The organism is Pseudomonas sp. PDM27, assembly GCF_019219205.1.
Classification (GTDB): Bacteria; Pseudomonadota; Gammaproteobacteria; order Pseudomonadales; family Pseudomonadaceae; genus Aquipseudomonas; species Aquipseudomonas laurylsulfatiphila.
The window spans coordinates 385356-406561 of record NZ_JAHUWF010000002.1; the positions used below are offsets into that span (position 1 = coordinate 385356).

General features: G+C 61.5%; 16 protein-coding genes. 12 read left to right on the plus strand and 4 right to left on the minus strand.

Going from position 1 to position 21206, the window contains the following annotated elements:
- Positions 1-9: 9 nt before the first annotated feature.
- From KW838_RS07140 to KW838_RS07180, 9 genes are all read left to right on the plus strand, one after another.
- Positions 10-1458 (plus strand): alginate O-acetyltransferase, encoded by a 1449-nt coding sequence (locus KW838_RS07140; RefSeq protein ID WP_218500780.1) that lies wholly within the window; start codon positions 10-12, stop codon positions 1456-1458.
- Positions 1459-1466: 8 nt separating this feature from the next.
- On the plus strand, positions 1467-2588 hold the full coding sequence (locus tag KW838_RS07145) for a mannuronate-specific alginate lyase (protein ID WP_218500781.1): 1122 nt from the start codon (positions 1467-1469) through the stop codon (positions 2586-2588).
- A gap of 213 nt (positions 2589-2801) precedes the next feature.
- The gene (locus tag KW838_RS07150; protein WP_218500782.1) at positions 2802-4367 is read left to right on the plus strand and encodes an MBOAT family protein; all 1566 of its coding nucleotides are present in this window, start codon (positions 2802-2804) and stop codon (positions 4365-4367) included.
- An 11-nt stretch (positions 4368-4378) separates the two neighbouring features.
- Positions 4379-5554 (plus strand): alginate O-acetyltransferase, encoded by a 1176-nt coding sequence (locus KW838_RS07155; protein ID WP_218500783.1) that lies wholly within the window; start codon positions 4379-4381, stop codon positions 5552-5554.
- A gap of 14 nt (positions 5555-5568) precedes the next feature.
- Entirely contained in the window at positions 5569-6225 is a 657-nt protein-coding gene (locus KW838_RS07160) for an alginate O-acetyltransferase AlgF (protein ID WP_218500784.1), read from the plus strand.
- A 213-nt stretch (positions 6226-6438) separates the two neighbouring features.
- Complete coding sequence (locus KW838_RS07165) at positions 6439-7890, plus strand: mannose-1-phosphate guanylyltransferase/mannose-6-phosphate isomerase (protein ID WP_102698506.1); 1452 nt, start codon at positions 6439-6441, stop codon at positions 7888-7890.
- 293 nt (positions 7891-8183) lie between these two features.
- A complete protein-coding gene (locus tag KW838_RS07170; RefSeq protein WP_218500785.1) occupies positions 8184-8648 on the plus strand; it encodes a multidrug transporter in 465 nt (154 codons plus the stop codon).
- A 34-nt stretch (positions 8649-8682) separates the two neighbouring features.
- The gene (locus KW838_RS07175) at positions 8683-9507 is read left to right on the plus strand and encodes an SDR family oxidoreductase (protein ID WP_102698508.1); all 825 of its coding nucleotides are present in this window, start codon (positions 8683-8685) and stop codon (positions 9505-9507) included.
- Between the two features lie 119 nt (positions 9508-9626).
- Positions 9627-10016: a DUF4440 domain-containing protein gene (locus KW838_RS07180; protein ID WP_218500786.1), complete on the plus strand. Its 390-nt coding sequence runs from the start codon at positions 9627-9629 to the stop codon at positions 10014-10016.
- Positions 10017-10137: 121 nt separating this feature from the next.
- Here KW838_RS07180 and KW838_RS07185 read toward each other — a convergent pair whose 3' ends face one another.
- The 4 genes from KW838_RS07185 to KW838_RS07200 all read right to left on the minus strand — a co-directional run bounded on the left by KW838_RS07185 (position 10138) and on the right by KW838_RS07200 (position 15046).
- Positions 10138-11001 carry an HlyD family secretion protein gene (locus KW838_RS07185; protein ID WP_218500787.1) on the minus strand — a complete coding sequence of 288 codons (864 nt, stop codon included), beginning with the start codon at positions 10999-11001 and terminating at the stop codon, positions 10138-10140.
- A gap of 24 nt (positions 11002-11025) precedes the next feature.
- Entirely contained in the window at positions 11026-11226 is a 201-nt protein-coding gene (locus tag KW838_RS07190) for a DUF1656 domain-containing protein (RefSeq protein WP_015096751.1), read from the minus strand.
- Positions 11216-13408, minus strand: a complete 2193-nt coding sequence (locus tag KW838_RS07195) for an FUSC family protein (protein WP_218500788.1) — start codon at positions 13406-13408, stop codon at positions 11216-11218. The genes KW838_RS07190 and KW838_RS07195 overlap by 11 nt, the downstream gene beginning before the upstream one ends.
- A gap of 138 nt (positions 13409-13546) precedes the next feature.
- Positions 13547-15046 (minus strand): efflux transporter outer membrane subunit, encoded by a 1500-nt coding sequence (locus tag KW838_RS07200; RefSeq protein ID WP_218500789.1) that lies wholly within the window; start codon positions 15044-15046, stop codon positions 13547-13549.
- 303 nt (positions 15047-15349) lie between these two features.
- Between KW838_RS07200 and KW838_RS07205 the strand changes: the two genes are divergently transcribed.
- The 3 genes from KW838_RS07205 to KW838_RS07215 all read left to right on the plus strand — a co-directional run bounded on the left by KW838_RS07205 (position 15350) and on the right by KW838_RS07215 (position 21203).
- The gene (locus KW838_RS07205) at positions 15350-16318 is read left to right on the plus strand and encodes a LysR family transcriptional regulator (RefSeq protein ID WP_102698513.1); all 969 of its coding nucleotides are present in this window, start codon (positions 15350-15352) and stop codon (positions 16316-16318) included.
- 626 nt (positions 16319-16944) lie between these two features.
- Positions 16945-18105 (plus strand): efflux RND transporter periplasmic adaptor subunit, encoded by a 1161-nt coding sequence (locus KW838_RS07210; protein WP_218500790.1) that lies wholly within the window; start codon positions 16945-16947, stop codon positions 18103-18105.
- Positions 18102-21203 carry a multidrug efflux RND transporter permease subunit gene (locus KW838_RS07215; protein WP_218500791.1) on the plus strand — a complete coding sequence of 1034 codons (3102 nt, stop codon included), beginning with the start codon at positions 18102-18104 and terminating at the stop codon, positions 21201-21203. Before KW838_RS07210 ends, KW838_RS07215 begins: the two co-directional genes overlap by 4 nt.
- The last annotated feature ends 3 nt before the right edge of the window (positions 21204-21206 follow it).

Below are 21206 nucleotides of genomic sequence, written 5' to 3' on the forward strand. Positions count from 1 at the left end.
GATAATCTTATGCACCCACACTTGATCAAATTACTCAGCCTGTCGGCCCTGACCGCCGGCATTCTCGCGGCCAGCGGCGGTGTTCGCGCCGACGAAGTCAAAGCACCGAGCTTCACCGCGGAGCCTTGCTGCAGCCTGTGCCCGGCCGCCCACGACGCGAAGAACTACACCACCCGTTATCAGCAGAACTTCACCACGCTGGTGCAGGCCCAGGGCGACTGGCTGTTCCGTACGCAGGAAGACTTGCGCACCGAATTCGACACCACGCCCGCCGGCTACAAACGCATGAAACAGCTGCACGATGCGTTCAAGAGCAAAGGTGTGGAACTGGTTGTCGTGTACCAGCCGACCCGTGGCCTGGTGAACCGCAACAAGCTCAACCCGGCGGAGAAAGCCAGCTTCGACTTCGACAAGGCGCTGCGGAACTACAAGTCCATGCTCGGCCGTTTCGCGCAGATGGGCTACGTCGTTCCGGACCTGTCGCCGCTGACCAACGAGTCGTTGCCAGACACCCTGCCCGCCCACGATTTCTACTTCCGCGGCGACCAGCACTGGACCCCGTACGGTGCCCAGCGCACGGCGAAAATCGTCGCCGAGAAGGTCAAGCAATTGCCTGAATTCGCCGACATTCCCAAGCGCGAATTCGAGACCAAAAAATCGGGTCGCATGGGCAAGACCGGAACATTGCACAACATGGCCGGTCAACTCTGTGGCACCAGCTACGCGATCCAGTACATGGATCAGTTCACCACCGAGCCGAAAGGTGAAGCGGGCGATGGCGATCTGTTCGGCGATTCCGGCAACCCGCAAATCACCCTCGTGGGTACCTCCCACAGTGGCAAGAACTACAACTTCGCCGGTTTCCTCGAAGAGGCCATCGGCGCCGACATTCTCAACGTGGCGTTCCCCGGCGGCGGCCTGGAAGGTTCGATGCTGCAGTACCTGGGCAGCGACGAGTTCCAGAAGAACCCGCCGAAGATTCTCATCTGGGAATTCTCGCCGCTGTACCGCCTCGACCAGGAAACCATCTACCGCCAGATGATGGCGCTGCTGGACAACGGTTGCGAAGGCAAGGATGCGCAGATGTCCGGCAGCGCCACGCTCAAGCCGGGCAAAAACGAGTTGATGGTCAACAGCAAGAACATGGACCTGCGTAACGCTAGCCACCAGGTCGACATCCGCTTCGCCGATACGTCGGTGAAAACCCTGCAAGCCACCCTCTGGTACATGAACGGTCGCCACGAGGACATCAAGATCGACAAACCGGAAACCTCCGAGACTGACGGGCGTTTCGCTTTCGAGTTGCGCACGGACGAAGACTGGGCCTCGCAAAACCTGCTGGCCGTTGAAGTCCAGGGCCCCGAAGCCGGTGCCGCGCCTCAGAAAGTCGAAGCGAAAATTTGCAAACGCAACGTATTCCCGGGCACCGAGCAGCGTACTGCTTCGGTCGGGCAATGAGGTCTGCTATGCGCAATCCGAAATTATCAACACTGTTGGCACCGACGCTCTTGAGCCTGGCGATGTTCGCCGGGGCCACGCAAGCGGCGGCGCCACTGCGTCCGCCACAGGGTTACTTCGCACCGATAGAGAAGGTCAAAACCGGCGACAAGAGCGAAGGCTGCGATGCGATGCCGACGCCTTACACCGGCTCGTTGCAATTTCGCAGCAAGTACGAAGGTTCGGACAAGGCCCGCTCGACCCTGAACGTGCAGTCGGAAAAAGCCTTCCGTGAAAGTACTGCCGACATCACCAAGATCGAGCGCGGCACCAGCAAGCGCGTGATGCAGTTCATGCGTGACGGTCGCCCGGAGCAGCTGGAATGCACGCTGAGCTGGCTGACGGCCTGGGCCCAGGCCGACGCGCTGATGTCCAAGGACTTCAACCACACCGGCAAGTCGATGCGTAAATGGGCGTTGGGCAGCATGGCGTCTTCATACATTCGCCTGAAGTTTTCCGACTCCCGTCCGCTGGCCAACCATCAGCAAGAGTCGCAGTTGATCGAAGCCTGGTTCAGCAAGATGGCCGACCAGGTGGTCAGCGATTGGGACAACCTGCCGCTCGAGCAGACCAACAATCACTCGTACTGGGCCGCCTGGTCGGTGATGGCCACTTCCGTCGCCACCAACCGCCGCGACCTGTTCGACTGGGCCGTGAAGGAATTCAAGGTCGGCGCCAACCAGGTCGACGCCAACGGTTATCTGCCCAACGAACTCAAGCGTGAACAACGGGCGCTGGCGTACCACAACTACGCCCTGCCGCCGCTGGCGATGATCGCCAGTTTCGCCCAGGTCAACGGAGTGGACTTGCGTCAGGAAAACAATGGCGCACTCAAACGCCTGGGTGACCGGGTGCTGTCCGGGGTGAAAGACCCGGATGAGTTCGAGAAAAAGAACGGCAAGGAACAGGACATGACCGACCTTAAGGTCGACTCGAAATTTGCCTGGCTCGAACCGTACTGCTCGCTCTACACCTGCTCGCCCGAGGTGCTGGCGAAGAAACACAAGATGCAACCGTTCAAGACCTTCCGCCTCGGCGGTGACCTGACCAAGGTCTACGACCCGGCCAATGAAAAGGGCAAGGGTTCCTAGACCAACACTGATCCCTTGTGGGAGCGAGCTTGCTCGCGATGACTGAGCGTCAGTCGACATCAATGCTGAATGTCAGGCCGCAATCGCGAGCAAGCTCGCTCCCACAGGGCTAGTTGTCAGCTGTGAGATGTGAGTTATGCCCCCCGAATTTCTGTGGGGGGTTTGGGGGGGCCGTTGGCCCTTGACTGTTGGTTCAAACAAGGAGAGATCGGGATGGTTTTTTCGTCCAACGTGTTCCTGTTTTTGTTCTTGCCGATCTTCCTCGGCTTGTACTACCTGAGCGGGCAACGCTATCGCAATCTGCTGCTGCTGATTGCCAGTTACGTGTTCTACGCCTGGTGGCGTGTGGACTTCCTCGCGCTGTTCGCCGGCGTCACGCTGTGGAACTACTGGATCGGCCTGAAAGTCGGTGCCGCCGGGGTCAAGACCAAACCGGCGCAGCGCTGGCTGCTGCTCGGCGTGGCCGTCGACCTGTGCATCCTCGGCTACTTCAAATACGCCAACTTCGGCGTCGACAGCATCAACGCGATGATGACGTCGGTGGGCCTGGAGCCTTTCATCCTGACCCACGTGCTGCTGCCGATCGGGATCTCGTTCTACGTCTTCGAGTCCATCAGCTACATCATCGACGTCTACCGTGGCGACACCCCGGCGACCCGCAACCTGATCGACTTTGCGGCGTTCGTGGCGATCTTCCCGCACTTGATCGCCGGTCCCGTGTTGCGTTTTCGCGACCTGGCCGACCAGTTCAACAACCGCACCCACACCCTCGACAAGTTCTCCGAGGGCTGCACGCGGTTCATGCAGGGTTTCATCAAGAAAGTCTTCATCGCCGACACCCTCGCGGTGGTGGCCGACCACTGCTTCGCCCTGCAAAACCCGACCACGGGCGATGCCTGGCTCGGCGCCCTGGCGTACACCGCGCAGCTGTATTTCGACTTCTCCGGGTACAGCGACATGGCCATCGGCCTGGGCCTGATGATGGGTTTCCGTTTCATGGAAAACTTCAAGCAGCCGTATATCAGCCAGTCGATCACCGAGTTCTGGCGGCGCTGGCACATCAGCCTCTCGACCTGGTTGCGTGACTATCTGTACATCACCCTGGGCGGCAACCGCAAAGGCACGCTGATGACCTATCGCAACCTGTTCCTGACCATGCTGCTCGGTGGTCTGTGGCACGGCGCGAACATCACCTACATCGTCTGGGGTGCATGGCACGGCATGTGGCTGGCGATTGAAAAAGCCATCGGCCTGAATACTTCACCACGCAGCTTCAACCCGATCCGCTGGGTGCTGACCTTCCTGCTGGTGGTGATGGGCTGGGTGATCTTCCGTGCGGAAAACCTGCACGTCGCCGGGCGCATGTACGGCGCGATGTTCAGCTTCAGCGACTGGTCGCTGTCGGAACTCAACCAGGCCAGCCTCACCGGCCTGCAAGTGGCAACGCTGATCGTGGCCTACGTGACCCTGGCGTTCTTCGGCCTGCGGGATTTCTACACCAATCAGCCTCCGGTGAAGACCAAGCCTGCAGTGAACGTCGACGCCGACGGCCCGGCCGCGGCGACACCGGGAACGATCAAGGCCGTGCCTGGGGATAACCCGGCGAGCATCCACCAGCCTGGCTACACCGTCGGCGTCGAAGCCCAGGTGCAACCAGCCTACTGGACCGCTGACTGGTCACGCTACGTGATGCGTGCGCTGGTGCTGCTGCTGTTCATCGCCTCGATTCTCAAACTCTCGGCGCAAAGCTTCTCGCCGTTCCTTTACTTCCAGTTCTGAGGGATCTGACCATGACCCGCTCATTACGCATTTTCTACATCGCGCTGTTCCTGGTGACCTTGCTGGTGCTCGGTCTGTGGTCGGTGCGCAGCTTCTTCGGCTTCAGCACCAACGCCGATGCGACGGTGCTCAACGGTCGCTGGTCCAAGGCCGTGGAAACCCACTACGACGACGAGTTCCCGATCAAGCGCCTGGGCACCAATCTCTGGGCCGCGCTGGATTTCAAACTGTTCAACGAAGGTCGTCCGGGCGTGGTGCTCGGTCGCGACCAATGGCTGTACAGCGATGAAGAATTCCACCCGGTGGTCAACGAAGAGCTGAACCTGCAAGGCAACTACGCGCTGGTCGAAGGCGTGCGCCAGACCTTGAAAGAGAAAGGCGTGCAACTGGTGATGGCAGTGGTGCCGGCCAAGGTGCGCCTGTACCCGGAACACCTCGGTGAGGTGAAACCGGCGAGCATCCACGCCAACCTCTACAAGGACTTCCACCAGCGCTTGGCCGCCGACCGGATTCCGGCCCCTGACCTGCTCGGCCCGCTGCAACAGGCCAAGCAGAACGGCCAGCAAGTGTTCCTGCGCACCGACACCCACTGGACCCCGGAAGGCGCCGAGATCGCCGCCAACCGTCTGGCCAAGACCATCGCCGACAAGTACCCGCTGAGCGGCGAACCGCAGCGCTTCGTCACTGAACCTGCCGAAACCGTCACCCACAAGGGCGACCTGCGTCTGTTCCTGCCACTGGACCCGCTGTTCGAAAACCTGATGCCCAAGCAGGAAACCTTGCACAAGCGCAACACGGTCGCGGCTGAAGATCAGCCCGCCGGCGACGACGCCCTGTTCGCCAACACCGAAGTGCCGGTGGCCCTGATCGGCACCAGCTACAGCGCCAACCCCAGCTGGAATTTTGTGGGTGCGCTCAAGCAAGCGCTGAACAGCGACGTGGTCAATTACGCCGAAGACGGCCACGGCCCGATTCTGCCGATGCTCAGCTACCTGAAAAGCGATGCCTTCAAGAACAGCCCGCCACAGGTGCTGATCTGGGAGTTCCCTGAACGATATCTGCCTGTGAACAACGAAATCGGCGACGCCGACCCGCAGTGGGTCGCAGAGCTTAAACAAGCCGGCGCCCGCCAACAAAACGTAGCTGCAAACACTAAATCCGAGACGCCCGACCGGGCGCAAAACTGAAAGAGAGGTACACCATGACTTTCACTACTACTCCTCGTCGTCTCGCCAAACGCCTTGCCCTGGTTGCCGGCCTCAGCGTGCTGTCGGTACAGGCTTTCGCCGCTGGCGACGCCGCCCTGTACGGCCCGACCGCACCGAAAGGCTCGACCTTCGTGCGCATCTACAACGCCAGCAACGCCGAAGTCAGCGCCACTGTCGGCAGCACCAACCTGAGCGAGGTCGCGCCACTGTCGAGCAGTGACTTCAGCTTCATGCCGGGCGGCGACTACAGCGCCAAGGTCGGTAGCCAGAGCCTGCCGGTGAAACTGGCCGGCGACCACTATTACACCCTGGTCAACAACGCCAGCGGCGCGCCGCAACTGATCGAAGAGCCGCCGTTCAAGAACAAGCAGAAGTCCCTGGTCCGCGTGCAAAACCTCAGCGACAAGGCGCTGACCCTGAAAACCGCCGATGGCAAGACCGACGTGGTCCCGAACGTTGCACCCAAGGGTCGCGGCGAACGTGAAATCAACCCGGTGAAGGTCAGCCTGGCGCTCTATGACGGCACCACCAAAGTCGGCGACGTGAAACCGGTCGCCCTGGAACGCGGTGAAGCCGCGGTGCTGTACGTCACCGGCAGCGGCAGCAGCCTGTCGCCGGTCTGGGTGAAACGCCCGGTATCGACGCGCTAAACGATTTGCCTGACTGGCGCATCCCCCCTGTGGGAGCGGGCTTGCTCGCGAAAGCGGTCTGACATTCAACATCAATGTCGACTGATCCATCGCCTTCGCGAGCAAGCCCGCTCCCACAAAGGATCGAGGCGTCAATCGGGCTACGGAACAAAAACAAGAGTGAAACGACAGAACGCAGTAGCTCTAACCAATCGATATTCAAGGAGTAACAACATGATTCCGGTGATCTTGTCAGGTGGTAGTGGCTCACGTCTTTGGCCGCTTTCCCGCAAACAATTCCCTAAACAGTTCCTGGCCCTGACCGGCGAACACACCCTGTTCCAGCAAACCCTGGAACGCCTGGTGTTCGAAGGCATGGACACGCCGATCGTGGTCTGCAACAAGGACCACCGCTTCATCGTCAACGAGCAATTAGCGGCACGCAAACTGGAATCCCAGCGCATCCTGATGGAGCCGTTCGGTCGCAACACCGCGCCGGCCGTGGCCCTGACCGCGATGATGCTGGTCAATGAAGGTCGCGACGAACTGATGCTGGTATTGCCGGCCGACCACGTCCTGGAAGACCAGAAAGCCCTGCAACGCGCCCTGGCCCTGGCCACAGTCGCCGCCGAAAACGGTGAAATGGTGCTGTTCGGCGTACCGGCGACCAAGCCGGAAACCGGTTATGGCTACATCAAGTCGACCAACGACTCGCTGCTGCCAGAAGGCGTCAGCCGCGTCTCGCACTTCGTCGAAAAACCTGACGTGAAACGTGCCACCGAGTTCGTCCAGTCCGGTGGTTACTTCTGGAACAGCGGCATGTTCCTGTTCCGCGCCAGCCGCTTCCTCGAAGAGCTGAAAAAGCACGATCCGGACATCTACGACACCTGCCTGCTGACCCTGGAACGCAGCCAACAGGACGCCGACACCATCACCTTCGACGAAGCCACCTTCGCCTGCTGCCCGGACAATTCCATCGACTACTCGGTGATGGAAAAAACCCAACGCGCCTGCGTCGTGCCGCTGACCGCCGGCTGGAGCGATGTCGGTTGCTGGTCGTCGCTGTGGGAAGTGAATGCGAAAGACGCCAACGGCAACGTCACCAAAGGTGACGTGGTGATCCAGGACAGCAAAAACTGCATGATCCACGGCAACGGCAAACTGGTGTCGGTGATCGGCCTGGAAAACATCGTCGTGGTCGAAACCAAAGACGCCATGATGATCGCCCACAAGGACAAGGTCCAAGGCGTGAAGCAGATGGTCAACACCCTCAACGAACAGGGCCGTAGCGAAACCCAGAACCACTGCGAAGTCTACCGTCCGTGGGGCTCCTACGACTCGGTGGACATGGGCGGCCGCTTCCAGGTCAAGCACATCTCGGTCAAACCGGGCGCCTGCCTGTCGCTGCAGATGCACCACCACCGCGCCGAACACTGGATCGTGGTCAGTGGCACGGCTGAAGTGACCTGTGACGAGAACGTGTTCCTGCTGACCGAGAACCAGTCGACCTACATTCCGATTGCTTCGGTGCATCGTTTGCGTAATCCGGGGAAGATCCCGCTTGAGATCATCGAGGTGCAATCGGGGAGTTATCTGGGCGAGGACGATATCGAGCGGTTTGAAGATATCTACGGGCGCTCGACGCCGGTTGAGCGTGGGGTTGCGGTGAAGACGATCGCGCAGTAAGCCTCTGTAAACCTTGAGCCCCCGATCCACCTGCTGCGTTCCCTATCCGCAGCGGGTGGTTCGGGGGCTTTTTTTGTACTGGTTTTTTGTAGTGCCTCGACTGGCCTCTTCGCGGGCAAGCCCGCTCCCACAGTGGACCGGGTGGAACACAACATTCGTGAACAACCAGAAAACCTGTGGGAGCGGGCTTGCCCGCGAAGGGGCCCCCACAGTCACCGCGAAAATCTCTCCCATCGCCAATCGCACCTACCCTTAGGTAGGATGCACTTCTCTGCTCCCGAGGTTTGCGCGTCATGTTCATCGGCGTCCTGCTGGTCATCACCTGGCTGATCCTGCTGCTGCGCTACCCTGCCAAGGCTTTGCCCGTATCCGTGGCAGCCGCCGTGGGGCTGGGCATCGTCGCGACCTGGGTCATCTGGATGGACCACCGCGAACTCAAGCAACTGCAACGCCTGGAGTTGCGCATCAGCTATGCGCCCGAGCACTGCCCGGCCGACCGACCGCTGAAACTGACGATGAACAATGGCAATGACGTGCCGCTGACCGAGTTGCGCTGGCGGGTTGCGGCCTATGCGCCGGGCGATACGGTGAACCTCGCCGACAACCAATACTCCGCACCGCGTTATCGCGGTCCCGGCGAATTGCAGGCCGGTGGCAACTGGGAAGATTGCTTGCCACTGCCGCCGTTGCGCCCTGGCTACCGGCCGGAAACCCTGGAGTTTCGCGCCGAGCGATTGCAGGGTAGTTTTTCCGACTGATCCCTCCCCCTTTTTTTTGCACAAGGAATGCGCCATGCCCGTTGCGTTGATTACCGGTTGCTCCAGCGGCATTGGCCGTGCCCTTGCCGATGCGTTCAAGGTCGCCGGCTATGAAGTCTGGGCCAGTGCCCGCAAGGCCGAAGATGTCGCGGCACTCACCGCTGCGGGTTTCACCGCCGTGCAACTGGATGTCAACGACGCCGTTGCGCTCGAAACCTTGAGCGAGCGAATCAACCAGCAAACCGGCGGCCTCGATGTGCTGATCAACAACGCGGGTTATGGCGCCATGGGGCCGTTGCTCGATGGCGGCGTACCGGCCATGCAGCGCCAGTTCGAGACCAATGTGTTCGCCATCGTCGGCGTCACCCGCGCCTTGTTCCCGGTGCTGCGTCGGGCCAAGGGGCTGGTGGTGAATATCGGTAGCGTGTCCGGCGTACTGGTCACGCCATTCGCCGGCGCCTACTGCGCCTCGAAAGCCGCCGTGCATGCCTTGAGCGATGCCTTGCGCATGGAGCTGGCGCCGTTCGGCGTGCGGGTCATGGAGGTGCAGCCGGGGGCCATCGCTTCCAGCTTCGCCAAGAATGCCGGGCACGAAGCCGAGCAATTGATCAGCGAGCAATCGCCGTGGTTTCCGCTGCGTGAAGGCATACGCGCCCGGGCCAGGGCTTCCCAGGACAGACCGACCCCGGCCAGTGAATTTGCCGCCGGATTGCTCAAGGCCGCGCAGCAAGCCAAACCGCCACGGCTGATCCGCCTGGGCAATGGCAGCCGCGCGTTGCCGCTGATGGCCAGTTTGCTGCCCAAGGGTTTGCTCGAATCCGGGCTGATGAAGCGGTTCGGGTTGCGTGGGCAGCTCTGACACCGCGTCGCCGCTATCGCGAGCAGGCTCGCTCCCACATTTGAAATGCTATCCCCTGTGGGAGCGAGCCTGCTCGCGATGGCGCCGGTACAGACACTGCAAATTTCAGGAATGAGTTGATGACCGACTACACCGAATACTTCGACGAAGTGATCCAGGCCCACGTGGCCATCGAACAATGGCTGGCCGAGGAGCGCGACGCGTCCGATCTCGAAAAACTGCTGACGCGTTTTTCGCCGCTATTTTCCATGGTCTCGCCGCTCGGCCGGGTGCTGGATTTTGACGCGCTGAACGAACTGTTCACGCTGGCGGGCGGCAAGAAGCTCGGGTTCCGCATCGAGCTCAGCGAGTTGCGTGGCATTGCGTTATACGACGGCGGCGCCACCGTGAGCTACCGCGAGCAACAGACCGATGCGACCGGGCTGCACTCGGATCGTCGTTCCACGGTTGTGTTCGAGAAGGTAGATGACAGGATTCTTTGGCGGCATTTGCAAGAGACCTTCTGCTGAACACGACGACGATCGACTGTAGGAGCGAGCCCGCTCGCGATGGACGTCAACGATAACGCGTGCATTCTGAATACACGCGGCGCGCTCTGGTTCATCGCGAGCAAGCTCGCTCCTACAAGTGTTAAGCACCATCGCCTTGCTTCACCACCACCGTACAGGTAATCCCCGCCGCCAACACCACCCCCTCCGGCACTTCATCGATGTGAATGCGCACTGGTACCCGTTGCGCCAAGCGTACCCAGTTGAAGGTCGGGTTGACGTCGGCGATCAGTTCGCGACTCTCCGGGTTGTCGCGGTCGTAGATGCCGCGCGAAATGCTTTCCACATGGCCCTTGAGCACTTCGCCGCTCATCAGTTGCATGTCGGCCTTATCACCGACGCGTACTCGGGGCAGCTTGGTTTCTTCGAAGAAGCCGTAGACCCAGAACGAGTTCATGTCGACCACGGCCATTTTCGCCTCGCCGATGCGCGCGTAGTCGCCGCGATGCACATTGAGGTTGGTGACATAGCCGTCCACCGCGGCGCGCACTTCAGTGCGTTTGAGGTTGAGCTCGGCCGCTTCCAGTTGCGCCTGGGCCTGCTGGTAATCAGCCAGGGCCGAGTCGGCGAGGTTACTGGCATCGTCGCGGTTTTCCCGGGAGATCACCAGGTTGTCCATATCGGCTCGACGATGGGCGTTGACCTTGCGCATCTCCCAGGTCGCCTTGCGTGATGCCACCAGACTCTGCGCTTGCTTGACCGCCAGGCGGTAGTGCTCGGGGTCGATCTGCATCAGCAAATCGCCTTTTTTCACCAGCTGGTTGTCACGCACCGGCACGTCCACCACTTCGCCGGTGACGTCGGCGGCGACGTTGATGATGTCGGCGCGCACGCGGCCGTCGCGGGTCCACGGCGTGTTCATGTAGTGCTCCCACAGGGTGCGACCGACCCACAGCGCGAGGGCCAGCACCAGCAGGGTCGCGAGCAGGCTGAAAAACTTTTTCATCAGGGCATTCTCAGTGATAGAGAGTCAACGGTAGACAGTCAGCGCCATGGCACCGAACAGACAGGTAAACAGACTCAGGCGCAGCAACGCCGGGTGCCAGAAAAAACGGTACAGGTCGAACCCGGACAGGAAGCGGTCCAGCGCCCAGGCCAGGGCCGCCGCGATGAAAAACATCAGGGTCATGGTCGGCATGTACACGCCGTGGAAGGCGATTTCACGAGGCATGTTCTAGTCCTTTTGGCTGGCTGCTTGTGAAGGCCGCGAGCGGTGATTGCGGATCGAGCAGCGAGGTGCGGATGAAGTGCAGGTAGCTCTTCACCCGGCGCAACGCCGAGGTATCGAAATGCGGGGCGAAAGGTTCGTCGGTGGACTGCACACGACTGATCGCGTGATCGACCGCGACCAGCGCGCGTTCGAGGTTGCTGCTGTTCGGTTGCAAAAACAGCCGCACCAGCGCACGCCCCATCACCCGGATCGCCTGGCGCCATGGCTGGGATTCCGCATAGGCCGGGTGCACCGGCAGAATCGCCTGTTCCTTGCGCAATTCGATGATCGCGTGGCCGACTTCCAGCACCACGAACATCCAGCGCAGCAAGTCCCGCTGCACCTGCGGTTGGCCCGCCGCGAAGCCGTAGGCCTGATGCACCAGGTCGCGGGTACGGCTTTCGAAACTCGACGCCAGGCCCTTGAGCTTGCCGCTGATGGCGTATACCACCTGACCGCGCAGGTCCTGCTCCAGGCGACGCCACAACCAGCGGCTGTTGGGCGGCAGAATGATCGCTCCGGCCGCTGCGCACACCAGCATGCCCAGCACCATGGCGATGTAGTCGTTGATGAAGGTGTAGGGGTTGTAGACCGTGAGGTTGTCCGGCACTGAACCTGTGCTGAAGAAGATCAGCAAGCCCAGGCCGACGCCCACGTATTGCGGCCGCGAGGTCAGGAACGAGCCGAGTACGATCACCGGTGTGAGCATCACGCACAGCAACGGAAATCCGTCGATCCACGGAAAAATGAAAAACATTTCGACAAAGCCGATCAGCGCCCCGAGCAATGTCCCGCACGCCATCTGAAAGGCCATGCGCTTGGGGTTCGGGGTGGCGGCGGACAGGCCCACGGTCGCGGCGGCAATCAGGGTCATGGTCGCGCCGCTTGGCCAGGCGGTTGCCACCCAGTAGCTGCCCAATACCACCAGAATGAACGCCGCGCGTATCCCCGATGCTGCCGCTGCCATCCAGTTGGTTTGCGGGGTGAACGGCTCGTCCCAGCGCTCCCGTTCGTGACTGTGATCGGCCAGCGACGCGTGGGTCTGTGCATAACTGTGCAAGTCGTCGACAAAGCGATAGAGCAGTTCGTAGGCGGTGTGGAAATCCAGTTGCCCGGCCTCGCTCGGATTGCTCTGCTGGAACGTCGCCCGCAGACAGCGCACCCGCGCCGGCAAACCTTCCTTGTAGGCGCTCAGCACCGTGACCAGACGCGCTGCATCGGCGCTGGTCAGGGCACGACCGCTGAAGCCGTCGAGCAGCTCGGCGAGGTCCTGCAAGCCGGGTTTGATCGCCTCCACCACCTGGTCCGCCGCGCTGCTGCGCAGGCGTTCGAGCAACTGGTGCAAGGCATTGAAGCGCGTGGTGATGCCCATGAATTCGCTGTTCAGGCGACTGAGCCGGCCATTGCGTCGACGCATGTGCGGGTCTTCGAAAACAGTGACGCTGCGCAAGCCTTCCAGACCCACGGCTTCGGCGATGAAACGCACGTTGCCGGCCTCGAACGCCTCGCGCTGACTGCGACCGCGCAAGCCGTCGGTGACGAACAGGGCGAACACGCCGAAGCGCTGGTACAAGGCATTGCGCATCGCCGCGCTGGCCGATTGCGGCAGGATCGCCGCACTGACCAGGGTCGAACAGAGAATGCCCAACGAGATCTCCAGCACCCGCCAGACCGCCGCCATGAACGCGCCATCCGGATGGGCCAGCGCGGGCAAACCGACCATCGCGGCGGTGTATCCGGCGAGGACAAATCCATAGGCGCGGAAGTTGCGGCAGCGCGCGGCACCGGCCGTGCAGATACCGACCCAGATCGCCAGCGAACCGAGGAACAGCTCAGTGTTCTGCGCAAACAGGGCGATCAGGGCAACCATCACCGCCGACCCGGCCAGGGTGCCGAGAAACCGATAGAAACTCTTTGCGAACACCTGGCCGCTCTGCGGCTGCATGACGATGAACACGGTGATCATCGCCGTGCGCGGTTGCGGCAGTTCCAGGCGCATGGCCAGCCAAAGCGTCAGGAATGCCGCGAACAGCACCTTGAAGATGTAGACCCAGGTCACGCCGTCGCTGCGTGCCCAGTCGAAGAAACCCCGGCGCCATTCAAGGGAGTACAGCCAGCGCAAGGGTGCGGGCAAGGGAGTCATCAAATCCTGCTCAATAAATTCCAGTGAAAACCGGAACCTGTGGGAGCGAGCCTGCTCGCGAAGAGGGAGTGTCAGGCAACATAAATGTCGTCTGCAACACCGCCTTCGCGAGCAGGCTCGCTCCCACAGGTTTTGTGTTCAACGCAAAAGACTCGGGGTTTTCGGCACTTGAGTCTGTTCGGCATTCGGCACGTCGTTGCCGGCCTCCAAACCACCGCCCAGCGCCGTCACCAATTCGGCATGGGCACTCAATCGCGCCGCCTGGACCTGTTGCTGCACTTGCTGCTGCTTGAACAGCAGGGTCTGGGCGTTGAGCACGTTGAGGTAGTCGGTCAGGCCACGCTGGTAGGCGATCATCGCGATGTCGTAGGTCTTCTGCGCGGTGGCCACCGACTCGGCGGCGAACGCCTGCTGCTTGTCCATGGACTCGCGGCGGATCAACTGGTCGGAGATATTCTTCAAGGCATTGACCAGGGTCTGGTTGTACTTGGCCACGGCGATGTCATACCCGGCCGAGGCTTCGCCCAACTCGGCACGCAAACGCCCGCCATCGAAAATCGGCAACGAAATCGCCGGACCCACGCTGTAGTTGAGCTTCTTGCCGGTCAGGAACTCCAGGGCCCCGCCGCCGGTGGCCATATAGCCGAGGCTGCCGACCAGATCGACGTTGGGATAAAACCCGGCATGGGCGACATCGATGCCCCGCGCCTGCGCCGCCACTTGCCAGCGACTGGCGACCACGTCCGGGCGCTGGCCGAGCAATTGCGCCGGCAGCGACGACGGCAGTTTCAGTGGTGCCCCCAGCGACAGCGTTGGCCGCTGCAGCTGCGCGCCTGCACCCGGCCCCTTGCCGGCGAGGGCGGCGAGCTGGTTGCGGCTCAAGGCGATTTCTTCGTCGAGGGCATCGAGTTGGCGATGGGTTTCCGGCAGCGGCGTCTCGGCCTGGCTGACTTCGAAATGGGTGCCGATGCCACCGTTCAGGCGCTTCTGCGCCAGCTCGAGAATCTGCTGTTGCTGCTTCAAGGTCGCTTCGACGATGTCCCGCTGGGCGTAATGCAACGACAACTCGATGTAGACACGCACGATGTTGTCCTGCAATTCGAGCTGGGCCTGACGCGCTTCAGCGACCGTCATGTGTGCCATGTCCACGGCGCGCTCGGTGGCATTGCTTTCACGGCCCCAGAGGTCGAGGGCATAACTGAAACCCAGCGCCGCGTTGTTGTCCCAGGTGGTGCTGTTGGCCAGCTCGCCGGGGCCATAGAACTGGTCGGTAGGCCAGTTGTGACGCTTGAGGGTCGAGTCCCCATTGATCTGCAGCGACTCGGCCGCTTGCGCCACGCCAGCCATGGACCTGGCCTGACGCACCCGGGCGGCGGCCATTGCCAGGCTCGGGCTGCCTTGCAGTGCGAGGTCGATCCAGCGGTTCAGTTGCGGGTCGCCATAGGCTTGCCACCATTGCGCGGTGGGCCAATTCGCGTCTTGCGCGGCGCTCTGGATTGCTTCGTCGGTGGCCAGTGAATTGGCCCCCAGCGCCTTGCCCTGCGGGGCAATACCTCCGGTTCCGATGCAGCCGCTGATAGCCAGGGTTAAAGCCAAAACACTGAGCGGCTGAAGCGCTCTGCTGATGCGACGCGGCACTGCTGAAAATTCCTGAGGTGAGGGAGATCCCATGTCTGGACCGTAAACACGGTCCCCTGTAGGAGCTGCCGAAGGCTGCGATCTTTTGATTTTGCTTTTAAACCCGAAGATCAAAAGATCGCAGCCTTCGGCAGCTCCTACAGAGGTGGGCGCAATTCTAGGGGGGGGCTTTGACGGCGATAAGCTGGGATTCCTGTGAATCTTTGTTACCGTTAACGCGATAATCCGTAAGTCGATCTTTAGTCGCCTGTAAATAAACAGAAACTTCGTGTCACAATTTGTCATTCGACGAGAGAGCACCCCATGGACACTTTGCAAAACATGCGCGCCTTCAGTTACGTGGCCGAAGCCGGCAGCTTCACCGCCGCCGCCGTGCAACTGGACACCACCACGGCCAACGTCTCGCGCGCGGTCTCCAACCTGGAAGCCCACCTGCAAACCCGCCTGCTCAACCGAACGACCCGCCGCATCGCCCTGACCGAAGCCGGCAAGCGTTACCTGTTGCGCTGCGAACAGATCCTGGCCTACGTCGAAGAAGCCGAAGCCGAGGCCAGCGACGCCCACGCACGCCCGGCCGGGCAACTGAAAGTGCACACCATGACCGGCATCGGCCAGCACTTCGTGATCGACGCCATTGCCCGCTACCGCAAGACCCACCCGGACGTGACCTTCGACCTGACCATGGCCAACCGCGTGCCGGACCTGCTCGACGAGGGTTACGACGTGTCCATCGTCCTCGCCCGCGAACTGCCGGACTCGGGTTTCGTCTCCCAGCGCCTGGGCATCACCTACAGCATCGTTTGCGCCTCGCCGGCCTACGTCAAAGCCAACGGCTGCGCACAAAAACCCAGCGACCTGCTCAACCACGCCTGCCTGCGCCTGGTCAGCCCGGTGATCCCGCTGGAAAAATGGGCCTTCGACGGCCCTGATGGCCAGGAAATGGTCACCATCAACAGCTCACCGTTCCTGGTGAACTCCGCCGACGCGATGAAATCCGCGATCATCAGTGGCATGGGCGTTGGCGTCCTGCCGCTGTACGCCGCCATTGAAGGCCTGCGCAACGGCACGCTGGTGCGGGTGATGCCCAAATACCGCTCGCAGGAACTGAACCTGTATGCGATCTACCCTTCGCGCCAGTACCTGGATGCGAAGATCAAGACCTGGGTCGAGTATTTGCGTGGATCGCTGCCGGAGTTGCTGGCGGCGCATCAGGCGGAATTGGCGGCTTATGAATTGAGCGGGAGTCTGGGCGGAGTTCGGCTGGCGAATTGAGCCAAATCCTGACCCTGTAGGAGCTGCCGAAGGCTGCGATCTTTTGATTTTTATTTTTAAGAGCGGAAGATCAAGATCAAAAGATCGCAGCCTTCGGCAGCTCCTACAGGGGGCGTGCGTTTAGCCGAACGGTGTACACAAACGCTCTTCACCACTCAACAGGCCGAGCGTTAGCTCGCCTGCAGCTTTTGATCTACCCGCCCCCTCGGCAGGCTGAGCGGAGGTGTTCATCCGGGGATGGGCGCGCAGCGCCGTTCGACGCAGTCGAACTCATTGCATGTAGGTCGAAGCGAAGCCGACCGGAGGGCAATGCCCCCGGATGAATGCCGGAGCGAAGGAACCCCGAGCCTCAGCGAGGGGCCGTACGTAAGGGGCGAGCGTTTTTTTTGCTTACTTTTTTTAGGCGTTTGTAAAAAAAGTGAGTCGCCGTAAGGGCGAAACCATAAGCCGCCGTTACCCAAAAAACGGATATGTACTCCATCACCCCAAAGCCTGGTCGGCCCAAAGGCCGCCAAGACACACAAACTGACAGCGCCGTCAGTTAGCCGTCACCCTCCTGACCGCCAAACAGGTTTATAAAGGAAACTCCCCTTCGACCAAAAACCCAGCCCCGGCGCCCCACTCGCATGCGAACCCAGAAAAAACCCGCCCTGCTCGTCGCCCTTCTGATCGTCCTGGCAGCGCTGGGCCTGTGGTACGCCACCAAACCGGTCAAGACCAAACTCGCCACCCCCACCGCCATCCCGGTGCGCGTGGTCGCCGTCGCCGAAAAAGACGTGCCGCGCTACGTCAGCGGCATCGGTTCGGTGCTGTCCCTGCACAGCGTCGTGGTCCGCCCGCAAATCGACGGCATCCTCACCAAAATCATGGTCAAGGAAGGCCAACTGGTGAAAAAAGACGACCTGCTGGCCACCATCGACGACCGCTCGATCCGCGCCAGCCTCGACCAGGCCCGGGCACAGCTGGGCGAAAGCCAGGCGCAGCTGCAAGTGGCGCTGGTCAACCTTAAACGCTACAAATTGCTGAGCGTTGACGACGGCGTTTCCAAGCAGACCTACGACCAGCAACAGGCGCTGGTGAACCAACTCAAAGCCACCGCCCAAGGCAATCAGGCGTCAATCGACGCAGCTCAGGTACAACTTTCCTACACACAGATTCGCTCCCCAGTGACCGGTCGCGTCGGCATTCGCACCGTGGATGAAGGCAACTTCCTGCGCATGACCGACACCCAAGGCCTGTTCACCGTGACCCAGATCGACCCGATCGCCGTGGAGTTCTCCCTGCCGCAGCAAATGCTGCCGACCTTGCAGGGCCTGATCAACGACCCACAGCACGCCCGGGTCAAGGCCTACATCGGAGCTGACACCGACGGCGAAACCGGCAACCTGCTCGGCGAAGGTCACCTGACCCTGATCGACAACCAGATCAATGCCAACACTGGCACCATCCGCGCCAAGGCCGAGTTCGACAATCCGGGGCAGAAGCTGTGGCCGGGTCTGCTGGTGACGGTAAAGATTCAGACAGCCCTGGATAAAGATGCGCTGGTGGTACCGCCGACAGTCGTACAACGCGGTCTGGACCAACACTTCGTGTACCGCGTCAATGGCGACAAGGTCGAAGCCGTTCAGGTGCAAATGGTCTATCAAGGCAGCGGCCAGGACATCATCAAGGGCGTGAAACCAGGTGATGTACTGGTCAGCGATGGTCAGTCGCGACTCAAGCCGGGGTCGACGGTGCAGGTGATGACCGAGCCGCCGCAAGTGGTGCAATCGGAGGCCGCACAATGAAGGGCCACGGTTCGATATCCGCCTGGTGCATCGACCACCCGGTGGCCACGATCTTGCTGACGTTCGCCCTGGTGCTGCTGGGCGTCATCGCGTTTCCGCGCCTGCCGGTAGCGCCGTTGCCAGAGGCAGAATTCCCGACCATCCAGGTGGCCGCGCAATTGCCCGGCGCCAGCCCGGAAACCATGGCGTCCTCGGTGGCCACCCCCCTTGAAGTGCAATTCAGTGCCATTCCCGGCGTGACCCAGATGACCTCGAGCAGCGCTCTGGGCTCGACCATCCTGACCCTGCAATTCACCCTCGACAAGAGCATCGACACTGCCGCCCAGGAAGTACAGGCGGCGATCAATACGGCCGCGGGCAAGCTGCCCAAGGACATGCCGAACCTGCCGACCTGGCGCAAGGTCAACCCGGCCGACAGCCCGGTGCTGATCCTCAGCGTCAACTCCTCGCTGATGCCCGGTCCGGAGCTCAGCGACCTGACGGAAACCCTGTTGTCCCGTCAGCTCAGTCAGGTCGACGGTGTAGGCCAGGTCGCCATCACCGGTCAGCAGCGGCCGGCGATCCGCGTCCAGGTTTCGGCGGACAAACTCGCCGCCATCGGCCTGACCCTCGCCGACATCCGCCTGGCGATCCAGCAGACCAGCCTCAACCTGGCCAAGGGTGCGCTGTACGGGGAGTCGAACATCTCGACCCTGTCCACCAACGACCAGTTGTTCCACCCGGAGGACTACAGCCAACTGATTGTCTCCTACAAGGATGGCGCGCCGGTTCATCTGCGCGATGTCGCCAAAGTCGTCAACGGTTCGGAAGATGCCTACGTCCAGGCTTGGGCGGGCTCGCAACCGGGGGTGAACCTGGTGATCTTCCGCCAACCGGGGGCCAACATCGTCGAAACCGTGGACCGCATCCAGGCCGCCTTGCCGGCGCTGGAAGCGATGCTCCCCGCCTCGGTGCAGGTCAAGGTGCTGATCGACCGGACCCAGACCATTCGCGCGTCTCTGCATGAAGTGGAAATCACCCTGCTGATCGCGATCATGCTGGTGGTGGCGGTGATGGCGCTGTTCCTGCGCCAGTTGTCGGCGACCCTGATTGTGTCGGCGGTGCTGGGGGTTTCGCTGGTCGCCAGTTTTGCGCTGATGTACGTCATGGGCTTCAGCCTGAACAACCTGACGCTGGTGGCGATCGTGGTGGCCGTGGGCTTTGTGGTCGACGATGCGATCGTGGTGGTGGAAAACATTCACCGGCACCTTGAGGCCGGCGACGGCATGCGCGAAGCAGCGATCAAGGGCGCGGGCGAGATTGGTTTCACCGTGGTGTCGATCAGCTTTTCACTGGTGGCGGCGTTCATTCCGCTGCTGTTCATGGGGGGCGTGGTCGGGCGACTGTTCAAGGAGTTCGCCCTGACCGCCACCTCGACCATCTTGATTTCGGTGGTGGTGTCGCTGACCCTGGCGCCAACCCTGGCCGCTCTGTTCATGCGCGCGCCGGTGCATCATGCCCACGACAAACCGGGCTTTGGTGAGCGTCTGTTGGCCTGGTACGAAAAAGGCCTGCGCCACGCCCTCGCCCATCAGCGCTTGATGATCGGCGTATTCTGCCTGTCACTGGGTCTGGCCGTGGCCGGTTACATCTTCATTCCTAAAGGCTTCTTCCCGATCCAGGACACTGGCTTCGTCCTCGGCACCACCGAAGCCGCTGCTGACATTTCCTACGGCGACATGGTGAAAAAACATCTCGCCATGGCGGAAATCGTCGCCGCCGACCCTGCCGTGGAAACGTTCTCTCACTCGGTCGGTGTCTCCGGCAGCAACCAGACCATCGCCAACGGCCGCTTCTGGATCACCCTGAAAAAACGCAGCGACCGCGATGTCTCGGCCAGTCAGTTCATTGACCGGATTCGTCCACAACTGATGAAAGTGCCGGGCATCGTCCTGTACCTGCGCGCCGGCCAGGACATCAACCTCAGTTCCGGCCCGAGCCGTGCCCAGTATCAATATGTGCTCAAGAGCAACGATGGCCCGACCCTGAGCACCTGGACCCAGCGCCTGACGGATAAACTGCGCGCCAACCCGGCCTTCCGCGATATTTCCAACGACTTGCAACTGGGCGGCAGCATCACCCACATCAGCATCGACCGCAGCGCCGCGGCGCGTTTCGGCCTGACCGCCAGCGACGTCGACGAAGCCCTGTACGATGCCTTCGGCCAGCGCCAGATCAATGAATTCCAGACCCAGGTCAACCAGTACAACGTGATCCTGGAGCTGGACACCCAGCAACGCGGCAAAGCCGAAAGCCTCAACTATTTCTACCTGCGCTCCCCCCTGAGCGGGGAAATGGTACCGCTGTCGGCCCTGGCCAGGTTCGATGCGCCCACCATCGGCCCACTGTCCATCGCCCATGACGGCATGTTCCCGGCCGCCAACCTGTCGTTCAACCTGGCACCCGGCGTGGCGTTGGGCGATGCGGTGATCATGCTCGACCAGGCCAAGGCCGACATCGGCATGCCAACCGCCATCAGCGGTAATTTCCAGGGCGCGGCCCAGGCGTTCCAGAGTTCGCTGGCCAGCCAGCCGTGGCTGATCCTGGCGGCGCTGGTAGCGGTGTACATCATTCTCGGTGTGCTCTATGAGAGCTTCGTGCATCCACTGACGATCATTTCGACCTTGCCGTCGGCGGGCCTCGGCGCGGTGATCATGTTGTGGATCTGCGGTCAGGACTTTTCGATCATGGCCTTGATCGGCCTGGTGCTGTTGATCGGTATCGTCAAGAAAAACGGCATCCTGATGATCGACTTCGCCCTCGAAGCGCAGCGCAATGGCGGACTGTCGCCTGAAGAAGCGATCTTCAAGGCCTGCATCACGCGGTTCCGGCCGATCATCATGACCACCCTCGCCGCCCTGCTCGGCGCCCTGCCGCTGATGCTCGGCTACGGCACCGGCGCCGAGTTGCGCCAACCCCTGGGGATCGCGGTAGTCGGCGGCTTGCTGGTGAGCCAGGCGCTGACGCTGTTCACCACGCCGGTCATATACTTGTGGCTGGAGCGGCTGTTCCATCGGCCAAAACCCTCGCCAGTACCGGCGCTGGCGACCACAGACTGAGGC